17 protein-coding genes are annotated in these 20,663 nt (G+C 71.7%); 5 read left to right on the forward strand and 12 right to left on the reverse strand.

The window, feature by feature from the left end; translation table 11 throughout:
- Nucleotide 1: 1 nt before the first annotated feature.
- The 3 genes from IG08_RS0118000 to IG08_RS0118010 all read right to left on the reverse strand — a co-directional run bounded on the left by IG08_RS0118000 (nucleotide 2) and on the right by IG08_RS0118010 (nucleotide 2,869).
- Entirely contained in the window at nucleotides 2–949 is a 948-nt protein-coding gene (locus tag IG08_RS0118000; RefSeq protein WP_030602926.1) for an aminoglycoside phosphotransferase family protein, read from the reverse strand.
- Nucleotides 950–1,000: 51 nt separating this feature from the next.
- Nucleotides 1,001–2,128 carry an aminopeptidase P family protein gene (locus tag IG08_RS0118005; RefSeq protein ID WP_030602930.1) on the reverse strand — a complete coding sequence of 376 codons (1,128 nt, stop codon included), beginning with the start codon at nucleotides 2,126–2,128 and terminating at the stop codon, nucleotides 1,001–1,003.
- 117 nt (nucleotides 2,129–2,245) lie between these two features.
- Nucleotides 2,246–2,869, reverse strand: a complete 624-nt coding sequence (locus IG08_RS0118010) for a LysE family translocator (protein ID WP_030602933.1) — start codon at nucleotides 2,867–2,869, stop codon at nucleotides 2,246–2,248.
- 141 nt (nucleotides 2,870–3,010) lie between these two features.
- On the opposite strand from IG08_RS0118010, the gene IG08_RS0118015 reads away from it, so the two are divergent.
- Nucleotides 3,011–3,766, forward strand: coding sequence for a phosphodiesterase (locus tag IG08_RS0118015; RefSeq protein ID WP_030602935.1), 756 nt, complete (start codon nucleotides 3,011–3,013; stop codon nucleotides 3,764–3,766).
- Here the strand turns inward: IG08_RS0118015 and IG08_RS0118020 are convergent.
- Together IG08_RS0118020 and IG08_RS0118025 are read right to left on the reverse strand one after the other, a co-directional pair.
- The gene (locus IG08_RS0118020) at nucleotides 3,759–4,391 is read right to left on the reverse strand and encodes a PDZ domain-containing protein (protein ID WP_030602937.1); all 633 of its coding nucleotides are present in this window, start codon (nucleotides 4,389–4,391) and stop codon (nucleotides 3,759–3,761) included. The genes IG08_RS0118015 and IG08_RS0118020 overlap by 8 nt on opposite strands.
- 90 nt (nucleotides 4,392–4,481) lie before the next feature.
- Nucleotides 4,482–5,357, reverse strand: coding sequence for a LysR family transcriptional regulator (locus IG08_RS0118025; protein WP_043454552.1), 876 nt, complete (start codon nucleotides 5,355–5,357; stop codon nucleotides 4,482–4,484).
- A gap of 92 nt (nucleotides 5,358–5,449) precedes the next feature.
- Here IG08_RS0118025 and IG08_RS0118030 point away from each other — a divergent pair, with 92 nt between their 5' ends.
- Nucleotides 5,450–6,184 carry a CTP synthase C-terminal region-related (seleno)protein gene (locus tag IG08_RS0118030; RefSeq protein WP_030602944.1) on the forward strand — a complete coding sequence of 245 codons (735 nt, stop codon included), beginning with the start codon at nucleotides 5,450–5,452 and terminating at the stop codon, nucleotides 6,182–6,184.
- Between the two features lie 22 nt (nucleotides 6,185–6,206).
- On the opposite strand, the gene phsA is transcribed toward IG08_RS0118030, so the two are convergent.
- On the reverse strand, nucleotides 6,207–8,081 hold the full coding sequence (phsA, locus tag IG08_RS0118035; RefSeq protein ID WP_030602947.1) for an O-aminophenol oxidase PhsA: 1,875 nt from the start codon (nucleotides 8,079–8,081) through the stop codon (nucleotides 6,207–6,209).
- A gap of 111 nt (nucleotides 8,082–8,192) precedes the next feature.
- On the reverse strand, nucleotides 8,193–10,349 hold the full coding sequence (cyc2, locus tag IG08_RS0118040) for a germacradienol/geosmin synthase Cyc2 (protein WP_030602950.1): 2,157 nt from the start codon (nucleotides 10,347–10,349) through the stop codon (nucleotides 8,193–8,195).
- 170 nt (nucleotides 10,350–10,519) lie between these two features.
- Here cyc2 and IG08_RS0118045 point away from each other — a divergent pair, with 170 nt between their 5' ends.
- On the forward strand, nucleotides 10,520–11,752 hold the full coding sequence (locus IG08_RS0118045; RefSeq protein WP_030602954.1) for an endonuclease/exonuclease/phosphatase family protein: 1,233 nt from the start codon (nucleotides 10,520–10,522) through the stop codon (nucleotides 11,750–11,752).
- Here IG08_RS0118045 and IG08_RS0118050 read toward each other — a convergent pair.
- The 4 genes from IG08_RS0118050 to IG08_RS0118065 are packed head-to-tail and all read right to left on the reverse strand — an operon-like array spanning nucleotide 11,740 to nucleotide 14,990.
- A complete protein-coding gene (locus IG08_RS0118050; protein ID WP_043454611.1) occupies nucleotides 11,740–12,495 on the reverse strand; it encodes an ABC transporter ATP-binding protein in 756 nt (251 codons plus the stop codon). The two genes, IG08_RS0118045 and IG08_RS0118050, sit on opposite strands and share 13 nt — an antisense overlap.
- Before the next feature lie 23 nt (nucleotides 12,496–12,518).
- Nucleotides 12,519–13,337, reverse strand: a complete 819-nt coding sequence (locus tag IG08_RS0118055; protein ID WP_052424764.1) for an ABC transporter permease — start codon at nucleotides 13,335–13,337, stop codon at nucleotides 12,519–12,521.
- On the reverse strand, nucleotides 13,334–14,122 hold the full coding sequence (locus IG08_RS0118060) for an ABC transporter permease (RefSeq protein WP_030602964.1): 789 nt from the start codon (nucleotides 14,120–14,122) through the stop codon (nucleotides 13,334–13,336). Before IG08_RS0118060 ends, IG08_RS0118055 begins: the two co-directional genes overlap by 4 nt.
- A 16-nt stretch (nucleotides 14,123–14,138) precedes the next feature.
- Nucleotides 14,139–14,990, reverse strand: coding sequence for an ABC transporter substrate-binding protein (locus tag IG08_RS0118065; RefSeq protein ID WP_234342905.1), 852 nt, complete (start codon nucleotides 14,988–14,990; stop codon nucleotides 14,139–14,141).
- 329 nt (nucleotides 14,991–15,319) lie between these two features.
- Here IG08_RS0118065 and IG08_RS0118070 point away from each other — a divergent pair, with 329 nt between their 5' ends.
- Nucleotides 15,320–16,576: a cytochrome P450 gene (locus IG08_RS0118070; protein WP_030602971.1), complete on the forward strand. Its 1,257-nt coding sequence runs from the start codon at nucleotides 15,320–15,322 to the stop codon at nucleotides 16,574–16,576.
- Between the two features lie 65 nt (nucleotides 16,577–16,641).
- Entirely contained in the window at nucleotides 16,642–19,920 is a 3,279-nt protein-coding gene (locus IG08_RS0118075) for a tetratricopeptide repeat protein (RefSeq protein ID WP_030602975.1), read from the forward strand.
- Here IG08_RS0118075 and IG08_RS0118080 read toward each other — a convergent pair.
- The gene (locus IG08_RS0118080; RefSeq protein ID WP_030602977.1) at nucleotides 19,878–20,630 is read right to left on the reverse strand and encodes a class I SAM-dependent methyltransferase; all 753 of its coding nucleotides are present in this window, start codon (nucleotides 20,628–20,630) and stop codon (nucleotides 19,878–19,880) included. The genes IG08_RS0118075 and IG08_RS0118080 overlap by 43 nt on opposite strands.
- Between the last annotated feature and the right edge of the window lie 33 nt (nucleotides 20,631–20,663).

Below are 20,663 nucleotides of genomic sequence, written 5' to 3' on the forward strand. Positions count from 1 at the left end.
ACTAGAGGGCGTCGCCGTCGGCCTCGTCCTCCCGTAGCTCCGTCACCCGCTCCAGCAGGATCGCCTCCCAGGCGCGCCGCAGCCGGGCCCTGAGGAGCGGCAGCGGGGTCTCGGTGCGGCCCTCCAGGCGGGCGGCGAGGTCGATGGCGGTGTCGCAGCGGGCCAGCCAGAGGCCGCGCAGACAGGGGCGGGCGCTGTAGCCGGCGAGGGTGGCGGCGCGGACGGCGGCGGGCGAGCCGACGGCGCGTGCGAGGCCGGCGATGTCCTCGGCCGGGTCGCCGACGACCGCGTCGGTCCAGTCGAGGACACCGCGCACCCGGCCGTCGGCGCTGACCACGAGGTGGTCGCCGATGAGGCCGTGGTGGACGAGGACCGCGGTGCCGGGCTGGGCGGCGAGCTGGCCCGCGGCCGCCGAGGTGAGCTGGTGGAGGCGGAGGGGGTCGAACTCGTCGGCCGCGCCGAGGAGTTCGACGGCACGTCCGGCCTCCCGGCGCAGGGCCTCCAGGGAGCGCGGGGCGGTGCGCGGGACGCCGAGCGTCTCGGCCTGCCGTACCGGCACCTCGCGCAGGCCCGTGAGCAGCCCGGCCAGGTCGGCCTCGCCTACGGCGGAGACGTCGTGGTCCTCGGCCGAACCGCCGGCCACCTTGGTGTCGAGCGTGTAGATCAGCCCGGGCGCCCACTCGCCGTGCGCCACGCTGGTCGGCACCGCTACGGGGACGTGCGGGCGTACGAGGTCTCGCAGGCGCAGTTCGCGGCGCCGGCGGGCGGCGGCCTCGCGGTCGGGGGCGAGGCGCAGCACGTGGCGGGTGCCGACCCACCAGGTGGAGTGCTCGGCACTCTCGACGACCGGCCGGACCTCGGGGCCGGCCGCGGAGTCACCCGCATCCTTGAGCAGGGAACGGACCAGTCGGCGGACGGTGTCCGCGGTGGGTGTCGGTGCCTGGGTCATGGTCGCGCCGCTGTCGCTCGGGGACGTGGGGACGGGCTCCTTGATTCTGCGTCAGTCCACTATGACCAGCTCGCGGGTGGTGTCGTTGAGGCGACGGCCGCCGTCCTCGGTGACCGTGACGATGTCCTCGATGCGCACCCCGAAGCGGCCGGGCAGATAGATGCCGGGTTCCACGGAGAAGCACATGCCGGGCACGAGGGGCTGCTGCTCGCCCTCGATCATGTACGGCGGCTCGTGCGTGGTGACTCCGATGCCGTGGCCGGTGCGATGGATGAAGTACGCGCCGTACCCGGCGTCGGCGATGACCGCGCGGGCGGCCCGGTCGACCTCCTGGCAGGCCACGCCGGGCCGTACCGCCTCGAAGCCCGCCTCCTGGGCCTCGCGCACGAGGTCGTGCACCCTGCGTTCCTCGTCGGTGGGTTCGCCTACGTGGACCGTGCGGGAGGTGTCGGAGCCGTAGCCCTCCTTGAGACCGCCGAAGTCGAGGACGACCATGTCGCCGCGCTCCATGACACGGTCGCCGACCTCATGGTGCGGGTTGGCGCCGTTCGGGCCGGAGGCGACGATCGTGAAGTCGACCTGGGAGTGCCCGAACCGCCGCAGCAGGTCGGCCAGATCGGCGGCGACCTCGGACTCCCGGCGGCCGCCGAAGGGAACCTTCCGGATCTCCTCGAACGTTGCGTCCGCGGCCGCACCCGCGGCCGCCAACAGCTCCAGTTCCGCCGCGTCCTTGACGGCACGGAGCATCGGCAGGGCCTCGGTGAGCGAGGCGTAGGAGGTGCCGGGCAGCGCCTTCTGCAGGCCCAGCAGGTGCATGGCCCAGGCGTTGTCGCTGATGCCGAAGCGTCCGGTGGAGTCGAGAAGGGCGGCGGTGGCGGCGTAGGGGTCCTTGCCGTCGGTCCAGTCACGCAGGCTCAGCACCGAAGCACCGGCCGCCTTCGCGGCGTCCGGGGCCTCCAGCGTGGGGACGACGAGGACGGGGTCCTGGCCGGGGGCGAGGACGAGCAGGGTGAGCCGTTCGGTGGTCGCGGTGGGCGCGTAGCCCGTGAGCCACACCATGTCCGGTCCCGGGGCCACCAGGAGTCCGGCAAGACCGGACTCGGCGGCCGCCCGCGCCGCACGCTCCATGCGGGCCCCGTAGTCGTCGGCTGTGAAGGGCGCGGGCGCGGTGCCGGTCATCCGGGGCCTCCCTGGGCGGGTGAAGGTCTACGGGCAGCATCCTGCCCGTACGGCGAGGGCCGCGCGAGCCGGTCGGCACGCCTTTCGGGCGGACCTGACGAAGCCGTCGGCGGATCGTCAGCTGTCCAGCGCCATACGGACGCCGAGGAGCAGCAGCACGCCTCCGGAGACCTGCTCCAGGCGCCGGCGTACGCCCACGCGGGACAGGACGGCCTTCATCCGGCCGACGAACCACACGTACAGGCCGTAGTAGCCGACCTCGTAGACCGCCCAGAACGCGGCGAGTCCCACCATGGCCGGCAGGTGCGGCGCGCCCTCGGGCACGAACTGCGGCAGGAAGGACATGGCGAAGACGGCCGCCTTGGGGTTGGCGAGGTTGAGCAGCAGCCCGCCGCGGTAGGCGGCCCAGCCGGTCACCCCGGCGCCCCGCGGATCGCGGTCCTCCGCCTCGCCCTTCATGCGGCGGGCCTGCCGCAGCGCCTGGATGCCGAAGCCGACGAGGACGACGGCGCCGACGATCCGCATCACGTCGTAGGCGATCTCGGAGGCCGTCAGCAGCGCGGTCAGGCCGAACGCGGCGACGACGCCCCAGAGGAAAACGCCGGTCTCGTTGCCGAGGACGGTCAGGAAGCCGGTGCGTCGGCTGTGCAGGGACCGCTTGATGATCAGCACGGTGCTCGGCCCGGGTGAGGCGGCGATGAGTGTGCAGGCGCCCAGGAAGGCGATCAGCGTGGTCAGCATGGGCTCATCGTGGCCCGAACGGCCGGAGCCCGGCCAGCACTTTTCCCCACCTCGATTAATGGGAACAGCTTGAGTAACCGTTAACACTAATGCTTAGATCGTCATACGCCATTAACCGACATCCACGGAAGAGGTACGGCCGTGCTCGTACTCGCCCACATCAGCGATCTGCATCTCGACGGGAGCGCACGGGCCACGGAGCGGGCCGAGCGGGTGCGCGACCGGCTGTGGGGGCTGCCGGGGCGGGTGGACGCGCTGCTGGTGACCGGGGACATCGCGGACCACGGCACGGAGACGGAGTACGAGGAGGCCGCCCGCATCCTGGGACTGCACGACGGCGGCGCGCCGTTCCCCGTACTCACCTGCCCGGGCAACCACGACAGCCGCGCCCCGTACCGCAAGGCCCTGCTGGGCCACCCGGCGGCCGACGGGCCGGTCAACAGCGTCCAGGTCTTCGACGACGGAGCCGTGCTGATGTGCGACTCCAGCATCCCCGGGAGCGACGACGGAGCCCTGGACGAGGAGACGTACGACTGGATCGAGGCGACACTCGACGAGTTGGACGGGAGCCTTCCGACTCTGCTGGCCTTTCATCACCCGCCGGTGGCACTGCACCATCCCCTGCCCGATTCCTACCGGTTGGACCGGCCCGACCGGCTGGCCGCCCTGCTGGGACGTCGGCCGGAGATCGCCGGGCTGATCACCGGTCACGCGCACACGCCCGCCGCGACGGCGTTCGCCGGGCGCCCGTTGGTCGTCGGGCCGGGGGTTACGTGGACGCTGCGGTTGCCGTGGGAGGGCGAGCAGGTCGCCGACCGGGACGCGCCCGTCGGGCTGGCCTTTCACGTCCTGGACGACGAGGGGCGGCTCACCAGTCACTTCCGGGTGGTCATGTGACGACGCCCGGGACGACCGTCAACTGCTGGTAGCCGCCGCTCTGGTGACGGACCGTCACCTTGATCTCCTTGCCGGGGCGGGCGTCGGCCACGGCTCGCGCGAGGTCGTCCGCCGAGTCGACACGGGTCCGGCCGAACATGAGCAGTACGTCGCCCCGGACCAGGCCCGCCGTGTATCCCGGGCCGGGGACATGGACGCCGACGACCATCGCCCCCGACTTCTCGGCGTCCACGGCCTCCAGGCCGAGGGTCGCGGCGGCGGGCGCGGGTGACGAGGATGCCGGCGCCTCCTCCGAGGGACTCGGGCGCGCAGAGGCGGACGAGGTCGCCGGGTGCGGTCCGGGCGCCTGCTGTGGTCCGGGCGACTGCTGCGGTCCGGGCGCCTGCTGCCCTGCCTGTCGTTGCAGATCGGCCAGTTTGCTCATGCCGATCACCGTGGCGCCCACCGTCCCGAGTCCGACCCCCGACAGCACCAGGACGGTTCCGGCGAACAGGCCGAACAACAGGGTGGTCAGCCGTCGGCCACGCCGCCGCGCGGCATGGGGGCGCCGGGCGGGGCCCGACTTCTTGCCGCCGCCGGACTCCTGACCGGGCATCGGCTTGGGACGCAACGCAGTCTGTTCCATGGATCGCCTCCGGCTCGATCACCACCAGCTGGTGCTCTACCCGGTGCGTCGGCGCGCGACGAGCCACGAACGAGTGAGACTGACTGGTGGTCAAGAGCGGGAAGCGGCAGGAACCAGCAGGTCGACGACCCGTGCCGCCGCTCCCCGCGGCGCACCCCCGTGGACCAGTTCCGTCCGGTGCACGACCCGCGGTTCCGTGACGGGTACGGCGACCGCGCCCGGCACTCCGGTGGCCGCCGGGCGGGGCAGCAGGGTCAGGCCGTGTCCCGCGGCGGCCAGTGCGGTCAGGACCCGCACGTCGGTGCCCTCGTAGCGCAGGGAGGGACGGAAGCCGCGGCCGCCGTTCGCGGCGCGGAGCTGGGTCAGCGGCAGAGCCGTGTCCGGGGCGTCCAGCCAGCGGGCGTCGGCGAGGTCGCCGAGGCGCAGTCCGGCACGCCGGGCCAGCGGATGCGTGTCGGGCAGCAGGACGCACACGGATTCCTCCCCCACCCCGTGCGTGGTCAGCGGCGCGATGTCGGTCAGCCGCAGCGGGTCGCTCGGCGCGGCCAGGCCGTCGACCAGGCCCAGGTCCGCCGTGCCGGTGGCGACGGCCGCGGGGATCTCGTCGCGGGCCGCCACCCGCAGGGTCACGCCCGCGGCCGGGAGCGCGGCGAGGACACGGGGCCCGAGCGCCGTCGGTGCGGCCGCGAGCGTCAGCCCGTGCTCGGGCGCGGCCGCCATCCGTACGACGTCCGCGCGGGCCGCGTCCAGGCGCAGCAGCAGCGGTCCCGCGTGTTCGAGGAGCCGCTCGCCGGCCGCCGTGGGCGCGACGGGACGGCGGGTCAACAGCGGTGCGCCCAGGTCCTGTTCGAGCGCCGCGATGTGCTGGGACACCGCGGACTGGGTGTAGCCCAGCTCGCGCGCGGCCTCGGAGAAGGAGGCTAGGCGGGCGACGGTGACGTAGGTGCGGAGAAGGTGCGGGTCCATGCCCGCCAGGATCCCACCTCATCAGCAGCGCTTATCGAGGGTGCAGAAATCATCGTTGGACGCGATCCGGCAGCCGCGCCCAGGATGAGGCCATGACGAACACCGCAGCCCGGACCGCCCGTATCGCCCTGGTCGGCGACCGCTCCCCCAACGTCGTCTCGCACACCCGTATCCCCGTCCTGTTCGACGCCCTCGCCGAACGCGACCGGCTCGTCCTGGACGCCTACTGGATCCCGTCCGAGGAGGCCGGGGACGAGGACGCCGTCCGCGGGTTCGACGCGGTGTGGGTGGTGCCGGGCAGTCCGTACCGCAGCGAGGCCGGCGCGCTCGCCGCGATCCGCACCGCGCGCGTGGAGGGCATTCCGTTCCTCGGCACGTGCGGCGGGTTCCAGCACGCGCTGCTCGAGTACGCCCGTGACGTCTGCGGGCTGACGCGGGTGGCGCACGCCGAAAACGACCCCGCCGCCGACGACCTGCTCATCGAACCGCTGGCCTGTTCACTCGTCGGCCACGAGGCCGTGGTGAGCATCGAGCCGGGCTCGCTCGCCGAGTCGGTGATCGGCTCGGAGCGCACGGTGGAGCGGTACTTCTGCGCGTACGGCCCCACGCGACACCTCGACACCCTGCGCGCGCACGGCATGCGCTTCTCCGGCCACGACGAGGACGGCCATGTCCGGATCGCCGAACTCCCGGGCCATCCCTTCTTCCTGGCCTCGCTGTTCCAGCCGGAGCTGTCCGGCGACGGCTCGCGCCCGCACCCGATCGTGCGGGCGCTGGCGCGAGCCGCGGTGGCCCACGCGGCGCAGGCTCAGGGGCAGCCCGTGTGAGGCGCCCCCGCGCCGGAGCACGTCAGCCCGTGTGCCCCTCTCCATGGCCGCCGTGTCCGGCGCCGTGGTCGAACTTCAGCGCCTCCGGAGGCATGACGACGAAGGGCCGCATCATGCCCATGTCCTCGTGCTCGAGGAAGTGGCAGTGGTACATGAACCGGCCGTACGCCCCGTCGAACCTGCCCATGATGCGCAGTATCTGGCCGCCCGGAACCCGGTAGACGTCCTTGTAGCCGAGTTCGTTGGGCGCCAGCGGGATCGTGGTCGTCGGGTCGTACGTGATCGGTGTCCGGGTGCCGCCCACCGCCGCATCGAAGCCCGTCACCACGTACGGGTCACGCCCCAGCGCCTGGAAGTCGGCGAGGTGGATGTGCATCGGGTGCGGGATCGGCGCGAGGTTGAGGAAGCTCCACTGTTCGTGGCTGCCCTCGGCGATGGTGAAGCCGAGACCGTCGTTGAACGTCCGTGCCGTGCGCCGGTACGTCTTGGTGGTGCCGTCCGGGCCGGTGATCTGGATGACGCCGTCGGCGGGGAACTGGATGCCGCTCGGGTCCTCGACCTCGGTCATCTCCCAGATCTCCGGGTGTCCCCCGGCCCCCACGGTGGCGGGCGGGGTGAGCACGATCAGCCGATGGCCGTGCCCCACGTCATGCGTGAGCCGGCGGAAGGAACCGGAGAGCACCTCGGGCAGTTCGAAGGCGTCGGCCTCGCAGGCCTCGCGGACGCGGAACTCCAGGACCGCCGGGTAGCGCACGTCACCCGCCGGATCGGGCACGCCCGGCGGCTGGTTGCGGCCCTTGTTGACCAGCCGGAGCTTGCGGCCCGCGAAGCCCCGGAAGTCGACGAGCAGGTCGAAGCGCTCGGCCGGGGCGGCGGTCAGCGTGGGCAGCGCGGCGTCGAAGTCGACCGGCACCGGGCGCGGCAACAGCCCGCCGTCGCTGCCGATCTGATGGACGACGCCCGGGACCGGGTTGTCGTCCTCGTCGACGAGGACGAGGTCGTAGATGCGCGCGTTCGACGCGTTGACCAGTCGGAAGCGGTACCAGCCGTCCTCCACGTCGGCGTACGGCCAGATGCGGCCGTTGACCGTGGTGTACGGGCCGGTGAACGGCAGCGTCACCGGCTTGCCCGTCTCCGGGTGCGCCGGGTTCACGACGATCGTCTTGTGCAGCAGCCGGCCGTTGAGGCGGCCGTCCTCGTCGGTGTCGAGGTTGCGGTCGGCGAGCAGCAGCGGTATCTCCCGCTCCCCGCAGGGGAGATGGAGGGCGTCCTCCTCGTCGTCACGGACGAGGTAGGTGCCGTACAGGCCCGTCATCACGTTCCACCGGGTGATGTTCATGGCGTGGTCGTGGTACCACCACTGCACCGCCTGGTGGTCGTTCGGGTACTCGGAGAGCTGGGCGTCGCCGAATCCGACGGCGTTGTCGGCCCAGCCGTCGTTGCCGCCGCCCGTCTGGGCGCCGTGCAGGTGGGTCACCGACCAGGCGGGCAGGGCGGCCACGTCCTTGTTGGGCTCGACGTCCTCCCGGCCGGGCTCGGTGGTGGCGGGCGGGGTGCCCTGCGGGCGGACCGGCACCTCGACGGAGGTGACCGGGTATTCGCTGCCCTTCGGGATGCGGTTGGTCCAGGCGACGCGGACGCGCTGTCCGCGCCGCACCTCGATGGTCGGGCCCGGCACCTGTCCGTCGTATCCCCACATCAGGGTCGGCGGCAGTTGCGGGTGCAGTCGCACCCAGGTCGGGCGCAGGGCGATCTCCGTCTCGCGCAGCACATCGCCGGAGGCGGGCCGCAGGACGGGCGGGACGGGTAACCGTGCGGCATACGGCGTCAGTTCGGCCGGAGCCGCTGCGGACTCCTTCGCGTCGCTCTCGGCGACCCTCTCGATGATCTCGGTCAAGGTTCGAACACCCCCGTGTTCTGTTGCTTGTTCCCTTGTCCCGTCAGACTCCTGACATCCCACCAAAGTTCCCTGAATGCCTCATTCCGGACGAGAAGGTTCGGAAACGGCTCAGCCGACCCGCAGCACCGGTGGCCGGTCCGGCAGGAAGCCGTGGGCCCGGCGGGCCAGGTAGTCGGACTTGTAGCGGTCGACCTCGCGGTGCCAGTGCAGGATGCCCGCCATCCAGTTCTGCAGGTCGGCCACATAGCCCTGCATGACCTCGCGCGCCTCGTCCGAGAGTCCGAAGTCCTCGTACACGACGGGCAGTTCGTGCGCGGCGACGTGCTCGAACTGCTGCATGCGCTGGGTCATCAGGTCGTGGACGACGCGGAGTGCGGTCGGGTAGTCGACGCCGAAGAAGTTCTGGACGACGAGGATCGCGTTGTGGATCTCGCCCTCGTACTCGATCTCCTTCTGGTACGAGAAGACGTCGTTGATGAGCATGCCGTAGTCGATGGCCGCGTTCTCCAGCGAGCGCACGGGCCCGCTGCGGTACACCTCCGGCGGGACGGCGGGCCCGTGGCCCATCCGGCACAGGCTCATGGTGAGGTCGGAGCCGAAGGTGGCGCGGCGCATCTCCAGGTAGTCGACCGGGTCGGGGATGCGGTTCTGGAGCTGGTTGACCAGTTCCCACACCCAGCTCTCGGTCATCACGTTCACGGCGTCCTTGAGGGTGCGCCGGTCGCCGGGGGGCATCTCCGCCGTGGTCCGCGCCCAGAGGTCGATCAGGCCGCGCTCCATGCCGTTGAGCGGGGTGAGCACCTCCTCGCCGTCGACGGGCATGCAGTCGGACAGGCGCTGGGTGGTCAGGCGGGCGGCGGCCAGATCGCGGCGGCCTCCGAAGACGAGCGGGTAGTAGTCGTCGCCGTAGGTGCCCCAGGCGAGCCACTGGGAGCTGAGGTCGAGGGCCTCGGGGCTCGCGTCCGGGTCGAGGCCGGCCGAGCACAACGGGAGGTCGTAGGCGGCGAGTTTGTCCTCGTCCCAGACGCCCTCCTGGAGCATGCCCATGCGGTGCATCCACTCGGTGAGACGGGGGCGGGCGCCGGGCAGGTGGGGGCTGAGCTCGACCTGGAACGGCATGTAGAAGTCGGGCAGCAGGGACGGGCCGACCTTCTGGAAGGGCACGTGCGTGTACGCGCGCAGCCGCTCGGCTCCGGCCGCGGCGAGCAGCGCACCGACGTCGGCGGCGGAGGTGCCGGGGCCGGTCAGGCCGTGCCAGGGCGAGGTTGAGCGCGCGCGGGCGTTCATGTACCGGCTCGACTTCATGTGCCACTCGTGGCCGCCGGACTGCCAGTCCTGGAGCCCTTGCGTGTACTTGGCGACCGCCACCACCTGGTCCGGGGAGAGACCCTTCTCCAGGGCGACGGCGGGCACTTCGGTCAGGGCGGTGTGCTCGAACTGGTGGAGGCGGGAGGTGAGGACGTCGTTGACGGTGTCGGCGGCCTCCTGGGTGGTGCAGCGGAAGAAGGTCTCCAGGACGAGCACGCCGTTGCTGAGCTCGCCCTCGTCCTCGACCTCCCGCTGGTAGGAGAACAGGTCGTTGCGCAGGTGCACGGCGTCGGAGAAGGTCTCCATCAGCACCCTGAGCGGCCTCGACCCGGCGACGGACGCGGGCACTTCGGCCGTCGCGTACTCCACGAGCCCGGCCGACCAGGGGGCGCCGCCCACCTTGCGGCGCATCTCGATGTACTCGACGGGGTTGGAGATCCGCCCCTCGTTGATGTTGGACAGCTCCCACAGGGACTCGTTCAGCAGGTGCTCGGTGGCCACCGCGAAACGGCGGCGCCAGTCGGCGGACATCGACGGCACGGTGCGCGCCCACAGGTCGGCGAGGCCCGCCTCGACCGGGTTCTGCGGCTCGGGCATCGGCGTCGACAGGTCCATCGGCATGAACAGCGGCAGGCGGTCGAGGTAGGCCTTGCCGCCGGCGCGGTCCTGGGTGCGTTTGAAGATCTCCAGGAAGTGGTCGTCGAAGAAGAAGACCCACACGTACCAGTCGGTGATGAGCGAGAGGGCGGGGCCGTCGCAGTCGGGGTGCGTGTAGGCGCAGAGCAGGCCGTAGTCGTGCGCGTCGAGGTCGGACTGCTCCCAGACACCGGACCCCTCCAGCATGCCCATCTGGCGTGCCCACGCGGTCGAATGGGCGCGGGCCTCGTCGACGTGCGGGTTCAGCCGCGCGGGGTACGGCATGTAGAAGTGCGGGAGTTCGAAGGGCTGCTGTGTCATGGGCCGGGCCCTACCCATGACCTCGGGAAGGCATCCGCAGGCCGGGACATGATCACACCATCGCGTGAATCAGTGGTGAATCCGGGAGTTCTGGCGGGGCCTTGTGGCGTTCATCTCTACGCGCGCAGACTTACGACCGTTCACGTGTCCCCTGCCTCACCGGAGCCCCGATGAACCACCACAGACTCTTCTCCCGCCGCACCGCGCTCGCCTCGCTCGCCGGGGCGGCACTGGCCGGCGCCACGGCCGTCCCCGCGTCGGCGTCCGGCCGCCGGACCGTGCGGTTCGCCACGTTCAACGCGTCCTTGAACCGGGGCACGCAGGGCGCCCTGGTCACGGACCTCTCCACACCGGACAACGCCCAGGCGCAGAACGTCGCCGAGACCGTCCAACGGGTGGATCCGGACGTTGTGTTGATCAACGAGTTCGACTATGTCGAGGGCGGTGCGGCGGCCCGTCTGTTCCTCGACAACTACCTCGCCGTCGGCCACAACGGCGCGAAGCCGATCCGTTTCCCGTACCACTTCACCGGGCCGGTGAACACGGGCGTGGCCTCCGGGGTGGACCTCGACGGGAAGAACGGCGCGGTCACGACGCCCGGTTCGGACGCGTACGGCCAGGACGCCTTCGGGTACGGCTGGTTCCCCGGGCAGTACGGCATGCTCGTGCTCTCGAAGTTCCCGATCGACACGCGCGCGGTGCGCACCTTCCAGCACTTCCTGTGGAAGGACATGCCGGACCACGTCATCCCGGAGGGCTACTACAGCGACGAGGCCCGGGCGATCCTCCGGCTGTCCTCCAAGAGCCACTGGGACGTGCCGGTCCGCATCGGACACGACACGGTTCACTTCCTGGTGTCGCACCCGACCCCGCCCACCTTCGACGGCACCGAGGACCGCAACGGCCGGCGCAACCACGACGAGATCCGCCTCTGGGCGGATTACATCGGCGGGCGGCGGCACAGCGCCTATCTGTACGACGACAAGGGCGGGCGGGGCGGGCTGCGCCCCGGATCGCGGTTCGTGATCGCGGGCGACCTGAACGCCGATCCGTACGACGGCGACAGTTACGACCATGCCGTACGGCAGCTGCTGGACCACCCGGCGATCCGGCTGCCGCACACGCCGCCGGCCGGCGCGGGCGGCGTCGAGGCGGCGCGGCTCCAGGGCGGCGCCAACGCCTCGCACATCGGGAATCCGGCGTACGACACGTCCGACTTCAACGACACCGCGCCCGGCAATCTGCGGGTCGACCACGTTCTGCCGTCCAAGGGCCTGATACCGGGGGCGAACGGGGTGTTCTGGCCGACGTCCGACGACCCGCTGTACCGCCTGGTCGGCAACGGCACGACGGTCCCGACCTCGGACCACCGACTGGTGTGGCAGGACGTTCACATGGCCTGACCGCGTACCGCCCGCCCCACCTCCGCCCGCAGCGCGACGAACTCGGGCAGGCCCCTGCTGACGATCTGGTCGCGTTCGCCCGGGAGTCGGACCGACAGGTCGAGGACGATCTTCGAGCCGGGGCCCGGGGACAGGACGACGACGCGGTCGCCGACGTAGACGCTCTCGTCGATGTCGTGGGTGACGAACACGATGGTCGTGCCCTCCGTGCGGTGGACCTCCAGGAGCAGGTCCTCGAGGTCCTCGCGGGTCTGGGCGTCGAGGGAGCCGAAGGGTTCGTCCATGAGGAGGAGGGTGGGGCGGCAGACCAGGGCGCGGGCGATGGCGACGCGTTGCTGCATGCCGCCGGAGAGCTGCCAGGGGTGGCGGCGGGCGGCGCCGGACAGGCCGACCCGGTCGAGGATGCGGTCGGCCTCGGCGCGCCGCTCGGTCCGGCCCAGGCCCCGGCGGCGCAGCGGGAGGGCGACGTTGTCGCGGACCGTGAGCCAGGGGAAGAGGGAGCGGCCGTAGTCCTGGAAGACGACGGCCAGTTGGTCGGGCACGCCCGTGACCGGGGTGCCGTCGATCGTGATGGTGCCCTCGCCCACGGGGAGCAGGCCGGCGATGGTGCGCAGCAGCGTGGACTTGCCGCAGCCCGACGGGCCGACCACGCAGAGGAGTTGGCCGGCGGGGACGGTGAGGGTGATGTCGTGCAGGACCTGGTGGTCGCCGTAGTGCTGGCCGACGGAGGAGAGCTGGAGCATGCGGTCCTCGGTGGTCGTGTGACTCATATGGCCTTCCCCCTGCCGATCAGCCGTTTCTCGACCGCCAGCAGGCCGGTGTTGAGCAGATAGCCGAGGACGCCCAGCAGGACCAGGGCCGCCCATACGGTGAGCAGGTCGGAGCGTGTCTGGGCATCGGTGAGGGTGAAGCCGATGCCGTTCGCGGTGCCCGGGAGCAGTTCCGAGAACACCATGAGGATGAGGGAGAGGGAAAGGCTCAGGCGCAGACCGGCGAAGATGCGCGGCAGGGCGGAGGGCAGGACGAGGAACCAGAGGCGTTCGGCGGTGTTCAGGCGCAGGACGGCGGCGACGTCGAGGCGCAGCGGGTCGGTGTTGCGGGCCCCCGCCGCCGTGTTGATCAGTACCGGCCATACGGCGCTGAAGGCGATCGAGGCGATCTGCATCGGCGTGCCGAAGGCGAAGACGACGACGAAGACGGGGACCAGGGCGGGCGGCGGGACGGCCCGGGCGAACTGGAGGACGGGGTTGCACAGCGCGTAGGCCCGGCGGGAGCGGCCGACCGCGATGCCGAGCACGATCCCGGCGACGGCGGCGAGCGCGAAGCCCGCGGTCATCCGGCCGAGGCTGGGCAGAATGTCGTCCACGGCGGCCGAGGTGAGGAACGCGTGCCGGGCGGGCCCCGAGAACCACAGCTCGTGCATGTGCCGGGCGATGCGGCCGGGGGGCGGAAAGTAGACGCTGCCGTGCGCACGGGCGGCCAACTCCCAGACGCCCACGGCGAGTACGAGCACCGTCCAGCGGAGGAGGGCGTAGTGGGCCGCGATCGTGGTCCGGCTCGTGCGTGCGTCCGCCGCCGCGCTCAAGTCCGCGCCCTTTCCGCCACGACCTCCCGGTGCTCCGGCGTCCAGGGGAACAACCGCCGTTCCCCCCACACCAGTACGCCGTTGATGACGAGCCCCAGTGCCCCCGCCCACACCACGCCCGCGAGGACGTCCCGGGTGCCGTCCGTGGCCAGGCCCGCCTGGGCGATGAAGATGCCGAGGCCCTCGCCGAAGCCGGAGAGGATCTCCGTGGCGACGGCGAGGATGAGGGCGACGGCGGCCGAGATGCGGATGCCGGCGGCGATGAAGGGGGCCGTGGCGGGCAGTTCCGCGCGCAGCAGGACCGCGAACCGGCCGAAGCCGAAGGCGCGCAGGGTGTCCTTGGCGAGGGGATCGGTCTCGCCGAGTCCGTAGACGGTGTTGAAGAGGATGGGCCAGACCGAGGCGTACGTGATGAGCGCGACCTCGGTCTCGGTGCCGGAGCCGAGCAGCAGGGACACCAGCGGGATCAGGGCGACGGACGGCAGCGGCCGCAGCAGCTCCACGATCGCCCGAGCGGCGGCGTCGACGAGCGGCACACTGCCGAGCAGCAGTCCGAGCGGTACGGCGATCGCGCAGGCGAGGCCGAGTCCCAGTACCCAGGCACGCAGGGTGGCGCCGATCCCGTCGAGGAAGACCGGGTCGCCCGCCAACTCGACGGCGCGGGCGAGGACTTCGGAGGCGGGCGGGAGGTAACTGCGGCGCACCAGCCCGGCCCGGCTCACCGCCTCGCACACACCGAAGGCGAGCACCACACCGAGGGCGCCCAGCCCCAGCTCCTGACGCACCCTCAAGTCGCGGCGCTCACTTCACCAGCAGCGTCGCCGGGTCGATGGGCTTCTTCAACATCCCCTGTTTCTCCATGAGATCGGTGATCCGGGCGATCTGCCGGCTGTCCATGGTCGGCGGATAGGCCGGCAGGTCGATCTCCTTCGCCTGCTCGGCGCTGACCTTCGTGTAGGTCGGCAGGATGTCGCGGACGATCGACGGGTCCTCGGCGGCGATCTTCACGGCGGCCTTGATGGCGCGTTGGAAGGCGGCCAGCGGCTTGGCGTTCTTGGCGGCGTACTGCTCCGTGGCGATGTACCCGCTGAGCGGGATGGACTCGACGGGCGCGGACGAGCCGTCGACGAGGACCCTGGCTCCCAACTCGTCCTGGATGGAGCTGTCGAAGGGCTCCACCGCGTGCACGGCGTCGACCTGCCCCTTCTCCAGGGCGGCGCCCATCTGCGGGAAGGGGATCTGCCGGTAGACGGGTGCACCGGCGCCCTGTTCCGCCAGGATCTCGTTGAAGGTCAGCGACTGGACGTTGTTCAGGACGTTGACGGCGAGCTTCTTGCCCTTGAGGTCGGCGACGGTCTTGATGTCCGAGTCCTTCGGCACCAGGACGTCCATCATCTTCGGCGCGGCCCTGATCGCCTCGGCGACGATGCGGATGTCGAGGGTGCCCTGCTCATGCGCCTGGAAGTAGGTGACGTAGTTCGCGCTCGCAACCATGTCGATCTGGCCCTTGGACAGGGCCGGCAGCGCCTGGAGGCTCTGCTGGATCTGCGTGATCCGGACGTCCAGGCCCTCCTTCTCGAACAGGCCCCGCTCCTGCGCGATGTAGACCATGGCGCAGTCGACCAGGGGCAGCGCGGCCACTCTGACCGTCACCGTCCCGCCGTCCGAGGACGCGGAGTCCCCGTCGCCACCGCAGGCCGCGAGCGCCAGTGTCAGGGCGACCGCAGCGGCCGCCGCCTTTCCTCTTCCCGAAGACGTTCCCGAAGATGTTCCCGATGACAATGGACGTAACGCCATCCGCGCATGATGACGGTCCGCTTGTCATGATCACCACATACAAGCAAGCCGAATTGTCAAGCTCCGGAGAAATACGAAAGCCCTCTTCAAGCAACCGACCTGCCGTGCCCTCCCGTGGCGCGGTGGCCGGATCCCGCCCCGCGCGCGCCCTTGCCCTGCCCCCGTCCCCACGCCACGGTGTTCCCGTGACCGTACGCCCGGCCCCACCCGTCCCCGATGTCTTCGACCCGCGCCAGTACGCCGTCGGCGTGCCCTACGCCGCCTACCGTGTCCTGCGTGACCATCACCCGGTGGCCTGGCAGGAGGAGCACGAGGTGCTGGGGTGGCCGGGCGGGGCCGGGTTCTGGGCCGTGAGCCGGCATGCGGACGTCGTGCGGGTGCTCAAGGACTCGGCCACGTACTCCTCGCACCTCGGGGCGACCCAGATCCGGGATCCGGAACCGGACGACCTGCCCTTCATTCGGCGCATGATGCTCAATCAGGATCCGCCGGACCACGGGAGGTTGCGGCGGATGGTCAGCCGGGCCTTCACGCCGGGGCGGGTGGACCGATTCGCCGTGGTGGCCTCCGAGCGGGCGCGGAACCTGTTCTCGCGGGCGTCGGAAACGGCGACCGACGGCATGGTCGATCTCGTCTCCGCCGTCACCGACGACTACGCCCTGCTCAACCTCGCCGACCTGCTGGGCGTCCCGGACGCCGACCGCGGCCTGCTGCTGCACTGGACGCGGCGGGTCATCGGATACCAGGACCCGGACGAGGCCGGCGTACCCGTCCTGGACACGGACGGGAAGCCGGTCAATCCGCGGTCGCCCGCGATGCTGCGGGACATGTTCGCGTACGCCCGGCAGCTGGCCGCGTACAAGCGGGAGCATCCCGCCGACGACGTGATGACCACGCTCGCGCACGACGCCGAACTCGCCGACGGCGAGCTGGAGATGTTCTTCTTCCTGCTCACGGTCGCGGGCAACGACACCGTGCGCAGTGCGGCTCCCGGCGGACTGCTGACGCTCGCCGAGCATCCGCGGGCGTATGAGCGCCTGAGGGCCGACCCGGATCAACTCGGCACCGCGGTGGACGAGTTGCTGCGCTGGCATCCGCCCGTCCTCACCTTCCGCCGTACCGCCCGCCACGACACCGAGCTGGCCGGGCGCCGGATCCGCGCCGGCGACAAGGTGGTCGTCCTCCACGCCGCCGCCAACCGCGACGAGCGGGCCTTCGACAGCCCTGACCTGCTGGACCTGTCACGGGCACCGAATCCGCACGTGTCCTTCGGGGACGGCCCGCACGTCTGTCTCGGCGCGCACTTCGCCCGGCTGCAACTGCGGGTGCTGTACCGGGAGGCGCTGCGCGTGCTGCCCGCACCACGGGTCGCCGGGGCTCCCGGACGTCTCGTTTCGAACTTCATCAACGGTCTCAAGTCCCTTCCGGTGCAGGTGACATGAGAACCTGAGGAAGCGAGAGGGGTTCGGACGTAGCCGTCGAGGTGTGTGCCGACAGGGGGTCCTCGATGTTCGGGGCAGAGTTGTTCACCCAGACCGCCGCCGCGGCCGCGGGCACGATGGTCGGACTGATGACCACGGATGCCTGGCAGGCGGCCCGGCACAGGATCGCCCGGATCCTGCGCCGGGAGGACGTGGAGCGGCTGGACGAGGTGCGGGCCGCGCTGGACGCCGCGCCGCCCCGTCGGCAGGAGATCATCCTGCGGGAGCAGCGGGAGCAGTGGGATGCGACGCTGCGGACGCTGCTGGCACAGGATCCCTCGCTGTCAGGCCAACTCACCGCGTTCGTCCAGGAGTTCGCGGGGTTGGCGCGTCCGATCATCGTCGCCCCGCGCTTCGAGCTCGTCGACCCGGCCGGTGTCCCCGAGGCCCGTACCCCGGGTGCGCTGACCGTCGCTCCTCCCCTGGGCCGCCTGGACCGCCGGGTGCGCGGCCGTGAGCCGCTCCTCGACGCGCTCAAGCAGCTGGTGGGCAAGCCGACTTCGGGTGTGCGGGTGCTGCACGGCATGGGTGGCGGCGGCAAGACGACGGTAGCCCTGGAGATCGCCGCGTACGCCTCCGCGCTCAACGTGGACGTGTGGTGGGTGACCGCGTCCAACCCGGCCGCGCTCAGCGCCGGGATGCGCGAGGTGGTGGCCGCGCTGGGCGCCCCCGCCGATCTCATCGACCGGGCCTGGTCGGGGCGTTCGAGCGCCACGGATCTGCTGTGGCGGCGGCTGTGCGACACGACGAGCCCCTGGCTGCTGGTCGTGGACAACGCCGACGAGCCCGAACACCTCGCCCCGCAGGGCAGGTTGGCGGAGGGCACCGGCTGGATCCGGCCCGCCGCGGAGCTGCCCGGCCTGGTGCTGATCACCAGCCGGGACAGCAGTCCGACGACCTGGGGCCCGTGGGCGACCCTGCACCCGGTGGACGCGCTGGCGGAGGACGACGCCACCGAGGTGCTGTGGGACCTGGCCGAGGAGCGGGCCGGCTCGCGCGAGGACGCACAAGAGCTGGCCCGTCGGCTCGGCGGGCTGCCGCTGGCGCTGCGCATCGCGGGCTCGCACCTCGCGGCCGCCTCGGCGTTCCCGGCGTGGCCGGGCACGACCACCGTACGGACGTACGCCGAGTACCGCGCGACCCTCGACGAGCGCTTCACCGAACTCCTCGACGAGGACCCGCCCGGCCAGCAGCCCGGCGGCACCAACACCGTTCCCGTCAGCCGAACCTGGGAGCTCTCCCTCGACCTGCTGGAGCGGCGCGGCATCTCCCAGGCCCGGCCGCTGATGCGGCTGATGTGCTGTCTGGGCGAGGCACCCGTGCCCCTGCTCGGCCTGCTGCGCCCGGACCGGCTGGCGGAGTCCTCCCTCCTGCCCGACCTCACCCCGCAGGAGCTGTTCACGGCGCTCACCTCGCTCGCCGACTTCGGGCTGATCGAGCTGCACACCCCGCGCGGCGGCGACGAGCACGCACGCGCCCTGCTGCTGCACCCCCTGGTCCGGGACGCCGGCCGCCTTCAGCGGGACCTCGCCGAACATCTGCAGGAGTACGGGGCCGTGGTCGCCGACCTGGTCGTCTCGGCCACCGCCGAGCTGAGCGAGGACGACCCCTGCGACTGGCCGCGCTGGCGGCTGCTGCTCCCGCACTGCGACGCCCCGCTCGCGCTGATCGGCGATCCGTACGAGGCCGAGGACGAACTGGTCTCGAAGGCGCTGCGGGCGGCCGCGGCCGGGGCCCGCCATCTGTTCCGGCGGGGCTGGCTCGACCGGGCCGAGGAGGTGCTCGGGGCGTGCGAGCCGGTGGTGCTCGCCTGCGGCCCGCGCGACCCCGACGCCCTCGAAGTACGGTCCGCCGCGGCCCACTTGCTCCAGTTACGCGGCCGTCTCGCCGCCGCCGAGACACTGGTCCGTACCGTCCTGGAGGACAACCGCGCCCTGTTCGGCGACGCGGCGGGCGAGACCGCCGACGCGCGGTACGCACTCGCGGAACTGCTCGGCGACCGCGGGCGTCCCGCCGAGGCGGAGGCCGAGTACCGCACGGTGTACGCGACCCGGCGCACCCTGCTCGGCGAACGCGACCCGGGGACCCTCGCCGCCCGCAAGGGCGTGGCCCGGATGTCCCAGCAGCGCGGGCTGCTCGCGGAGGCCGAGGAGGAGCACCGCCTGGTGCTCGACGCCTACCGCGACGCGCTCGGCGACCGGCACCCCGACACCCTCGCGACCCGGCACGACGTGGCCCAGGTGCTGCACGAGCGCGGCATGTTCCGGCAGGCGGAGCAGGAGCTGCGGGAGACCCTGGAGGTGTGCGTTCAGGTGCTGGGCGAGCGCCATCCGGGCACCCTCGCCGTGCGCCACGACCTCGCGGACGTCCTGCGCGACCGGGGCCTGCTGGCCGAGGCGGAGCGCGAGTTCCGTACGGTGCTGCGGCTGCGCGGCGACGCCTACGGCGAGGACCACCCCGACACGGTCGCCTCCCGGCACGGTCTGGCGACCGTGCTGCGCGACCGGGGCTGGCCCGGCGACGCGGAGACCGAGTTCCGGGAGGTGTTCGAGGTCCGCCGCAGGCTCCTCGGCGACATGCACCCGCACACCCTGGTCGTCCGCCACAACCTGGCCGACCTGCTGATGGAGCGGGGCCAACTGGAGGCCGCGGAGGCGGAGTTCAGGGAGGTGTACGCGGCCCGGCGCGAGGTGCTCGGCGAGCAGCACCTCCTCACCCTCTCGGTCCGACACGGCGCCGCGCACGTCCTGCACCTGCGCGGCCGCACCGACCGGGCCGAGACCGAGTACCGGACCGTGCTCGCGGACTGCATCGACACCCTCGGCCCACGCCACCCCGGCACGCTCGCCGTCCGCCACAACCTCGCCGACCTGCTGAAGGACCGGGGTCAACTGGAGGCGGCCGAGACCGAGTTCCGGGAGGTGTACGAGGCGCGGCGGACCGTACTCGGCGAACAGCACCTGTTGACGCTGTCCGTACGACACGGCGCCGCGCACGTCCTGCATCTGCGCGGGCGCGTCGAGCAGGCGGAGGCGGAGTACCGGACGGTGCTCGCGGACTGTGTGGAGACACTGGGCCCTCGGCATCCGGGGACGCTCGCGGTACGGCACAACCTGGCCGACCTGCTGCGCCTGAAGGGTGAACTCGCGGCAGCGGAGGCCGAGTTCACCGAGGTCCGAGAGGCCTGCGAGGAGGTGCTGGGGCTACGGCACCCGCGGACACAGGCCGCTGACGAAGCCCTGCGCGTGGTACGCGCCGGGCGTCAGGCGCCCAGCGACCCCGACTCGGCGGCCGCCGGCTCATAGCCCGGGAAACGCGCCGGAATCTGCCGTAGATCCCACAGCGCGAGCGACTTGTCGTCGTAGAAGTCGTCCGACTCGTCGTCGCCGATGACCCGCAGCGGCTCGGGCAGCCCGAAGGGCGGGAGGCTGAGGTTGATGGGACGCCACCAGCCGGTGAGGATGTCCGTGTTGGCGGAGGTGCGGGAGAAGGTCGTGGTGAGGAGATAGCGCGAGCCGCTCTCCCGGAAGCGGGTCAGCGCCTCCACGACGTGCTGGTAGGAGAAGTGCACGAGGGCGTCCCGGCACAGGATGAGGTCGACGCGCGGGACCGGCTGGGCGGTGAAGTCGAGCAGCTGGAAGTCCCGGCCCGGTCCGCGGTAGCGGGCGCGGTTGCTCTCGACGAGTTCCGTCACGACGTCGCCGCCGAGATAGTCGACGCCGTGGAGGTCGACGTACTGCATCCAGTTGAAGTCCCCGCACGGCGCGTCCAGCACCGAGCTCACGCCCAAGTCCCGGATGAGCTCGCCGAGTTGGGCTATCACCCGCTTCATGCGCAGCATCTCGGAGCCCGGCCCGGAGCGGGTCTCGTCCGAACCCCAGCGGTTGGTGCGATAGATGTCCGTGAACACGTCGTGCAGGTCGGCCTCGTCACGGGCGTCCGACACATCGACGTACCGGCGTGCGTCCACGTCGTAGACGGGCTCCCCTGGATTGCTCAGGTACCGCGGGGTCAATGACGTCCTCTTTCGCTGCCCGTCGGCGGGATG

The sequence above is a fragment of the Streptomyces fulvoviolaceus genome, assembly GCF_000718165.1.
GTDB classification, from domain to species: Bacteria; Actinomycetota; Actinomycetes; order Streptomycetales; family Streptomycetaceae; genus Streptomyces; species Streptomyces fulvoviolaceus.

What these genes read in the sequence shown, in the direction of transcription:
- IG08_RS0118000 (WP_030602926.1), bottom strand. Translation starts at nt 949, where the DNA reads ATGACCCAGGCACCGACACCCACCGCGGACACCGTCCGCCGACTGGTC.
- IG08_RS0118005 (WP_030602930.1), bottom strand. Translation starts at nt 2,128, where the DNA reads ATGACCGGCACCGCGCCCGCGCCCTTCACAGCCGACGACTACGGGGCC.
- IG08_RS0118010 (WP_030602933.1), bottom strand. Translation starts at nt 2,869, where the DNA reads ATGCTGACCACGCTGATCGCCTTCCTGGGCGCCTGCACACTCATCGCC.
- IG08_RS0118020 (WP_030602937.1), bottom strand. Translation starts at nt 4,391, where the DNA reads ATGGAACAGACTGCGTTGCGTCCCAAGCCGATGCCCGGTCAGGAGTCC.
- IG08_RS0118025 (WP_043454552.1), bottom strand. Translation starts at nt 5,357, where the DNA reads ATGGACCCGCACCTTCTCCGCACCTACGTCACCGTCGCCCGCCTAGCC.
- IG08_RS0118030 (WP_030602944.1), top strand. Translation starts at nt 5,450, where the DNA reads ATGACGAACACCGCAGCCCGGACCGCCCGTATCGCCCTGGTCGGCGAC.
- cyc2 (WP_030602950.1), bottom strand. Translation starts at nt 10,349, where the DNA reads ATGACACAGCAGCCCTTCGAACTCCCGCACTTCTACATGCCGTACCCC.
- IG08_RS0118045 (WP_030602954.1), top strand. Translation starts at nt 10,520, where the DNA reads ATGAACCACCACAGACTCTTCTCCCGCCGCACCGCGCTCGCCTCGCTC.
- IG08_RS0118050 (WP_043454611.1), bottom strand. Translation starts at nt 12,495, where the DNA reads ATGCTCCAGCTCTCCTCCGTCGGCCAGCACTACGGCGACCACCAGGTC.
- IG08_RS0118075 (WP_030602975.1), top strand. Translation starts at nt 16,642, where the DNA reads ATGTTCGGGGCAGAGTTGTTCACCCAGACCGCCGCCGCGGCCGCGGGC.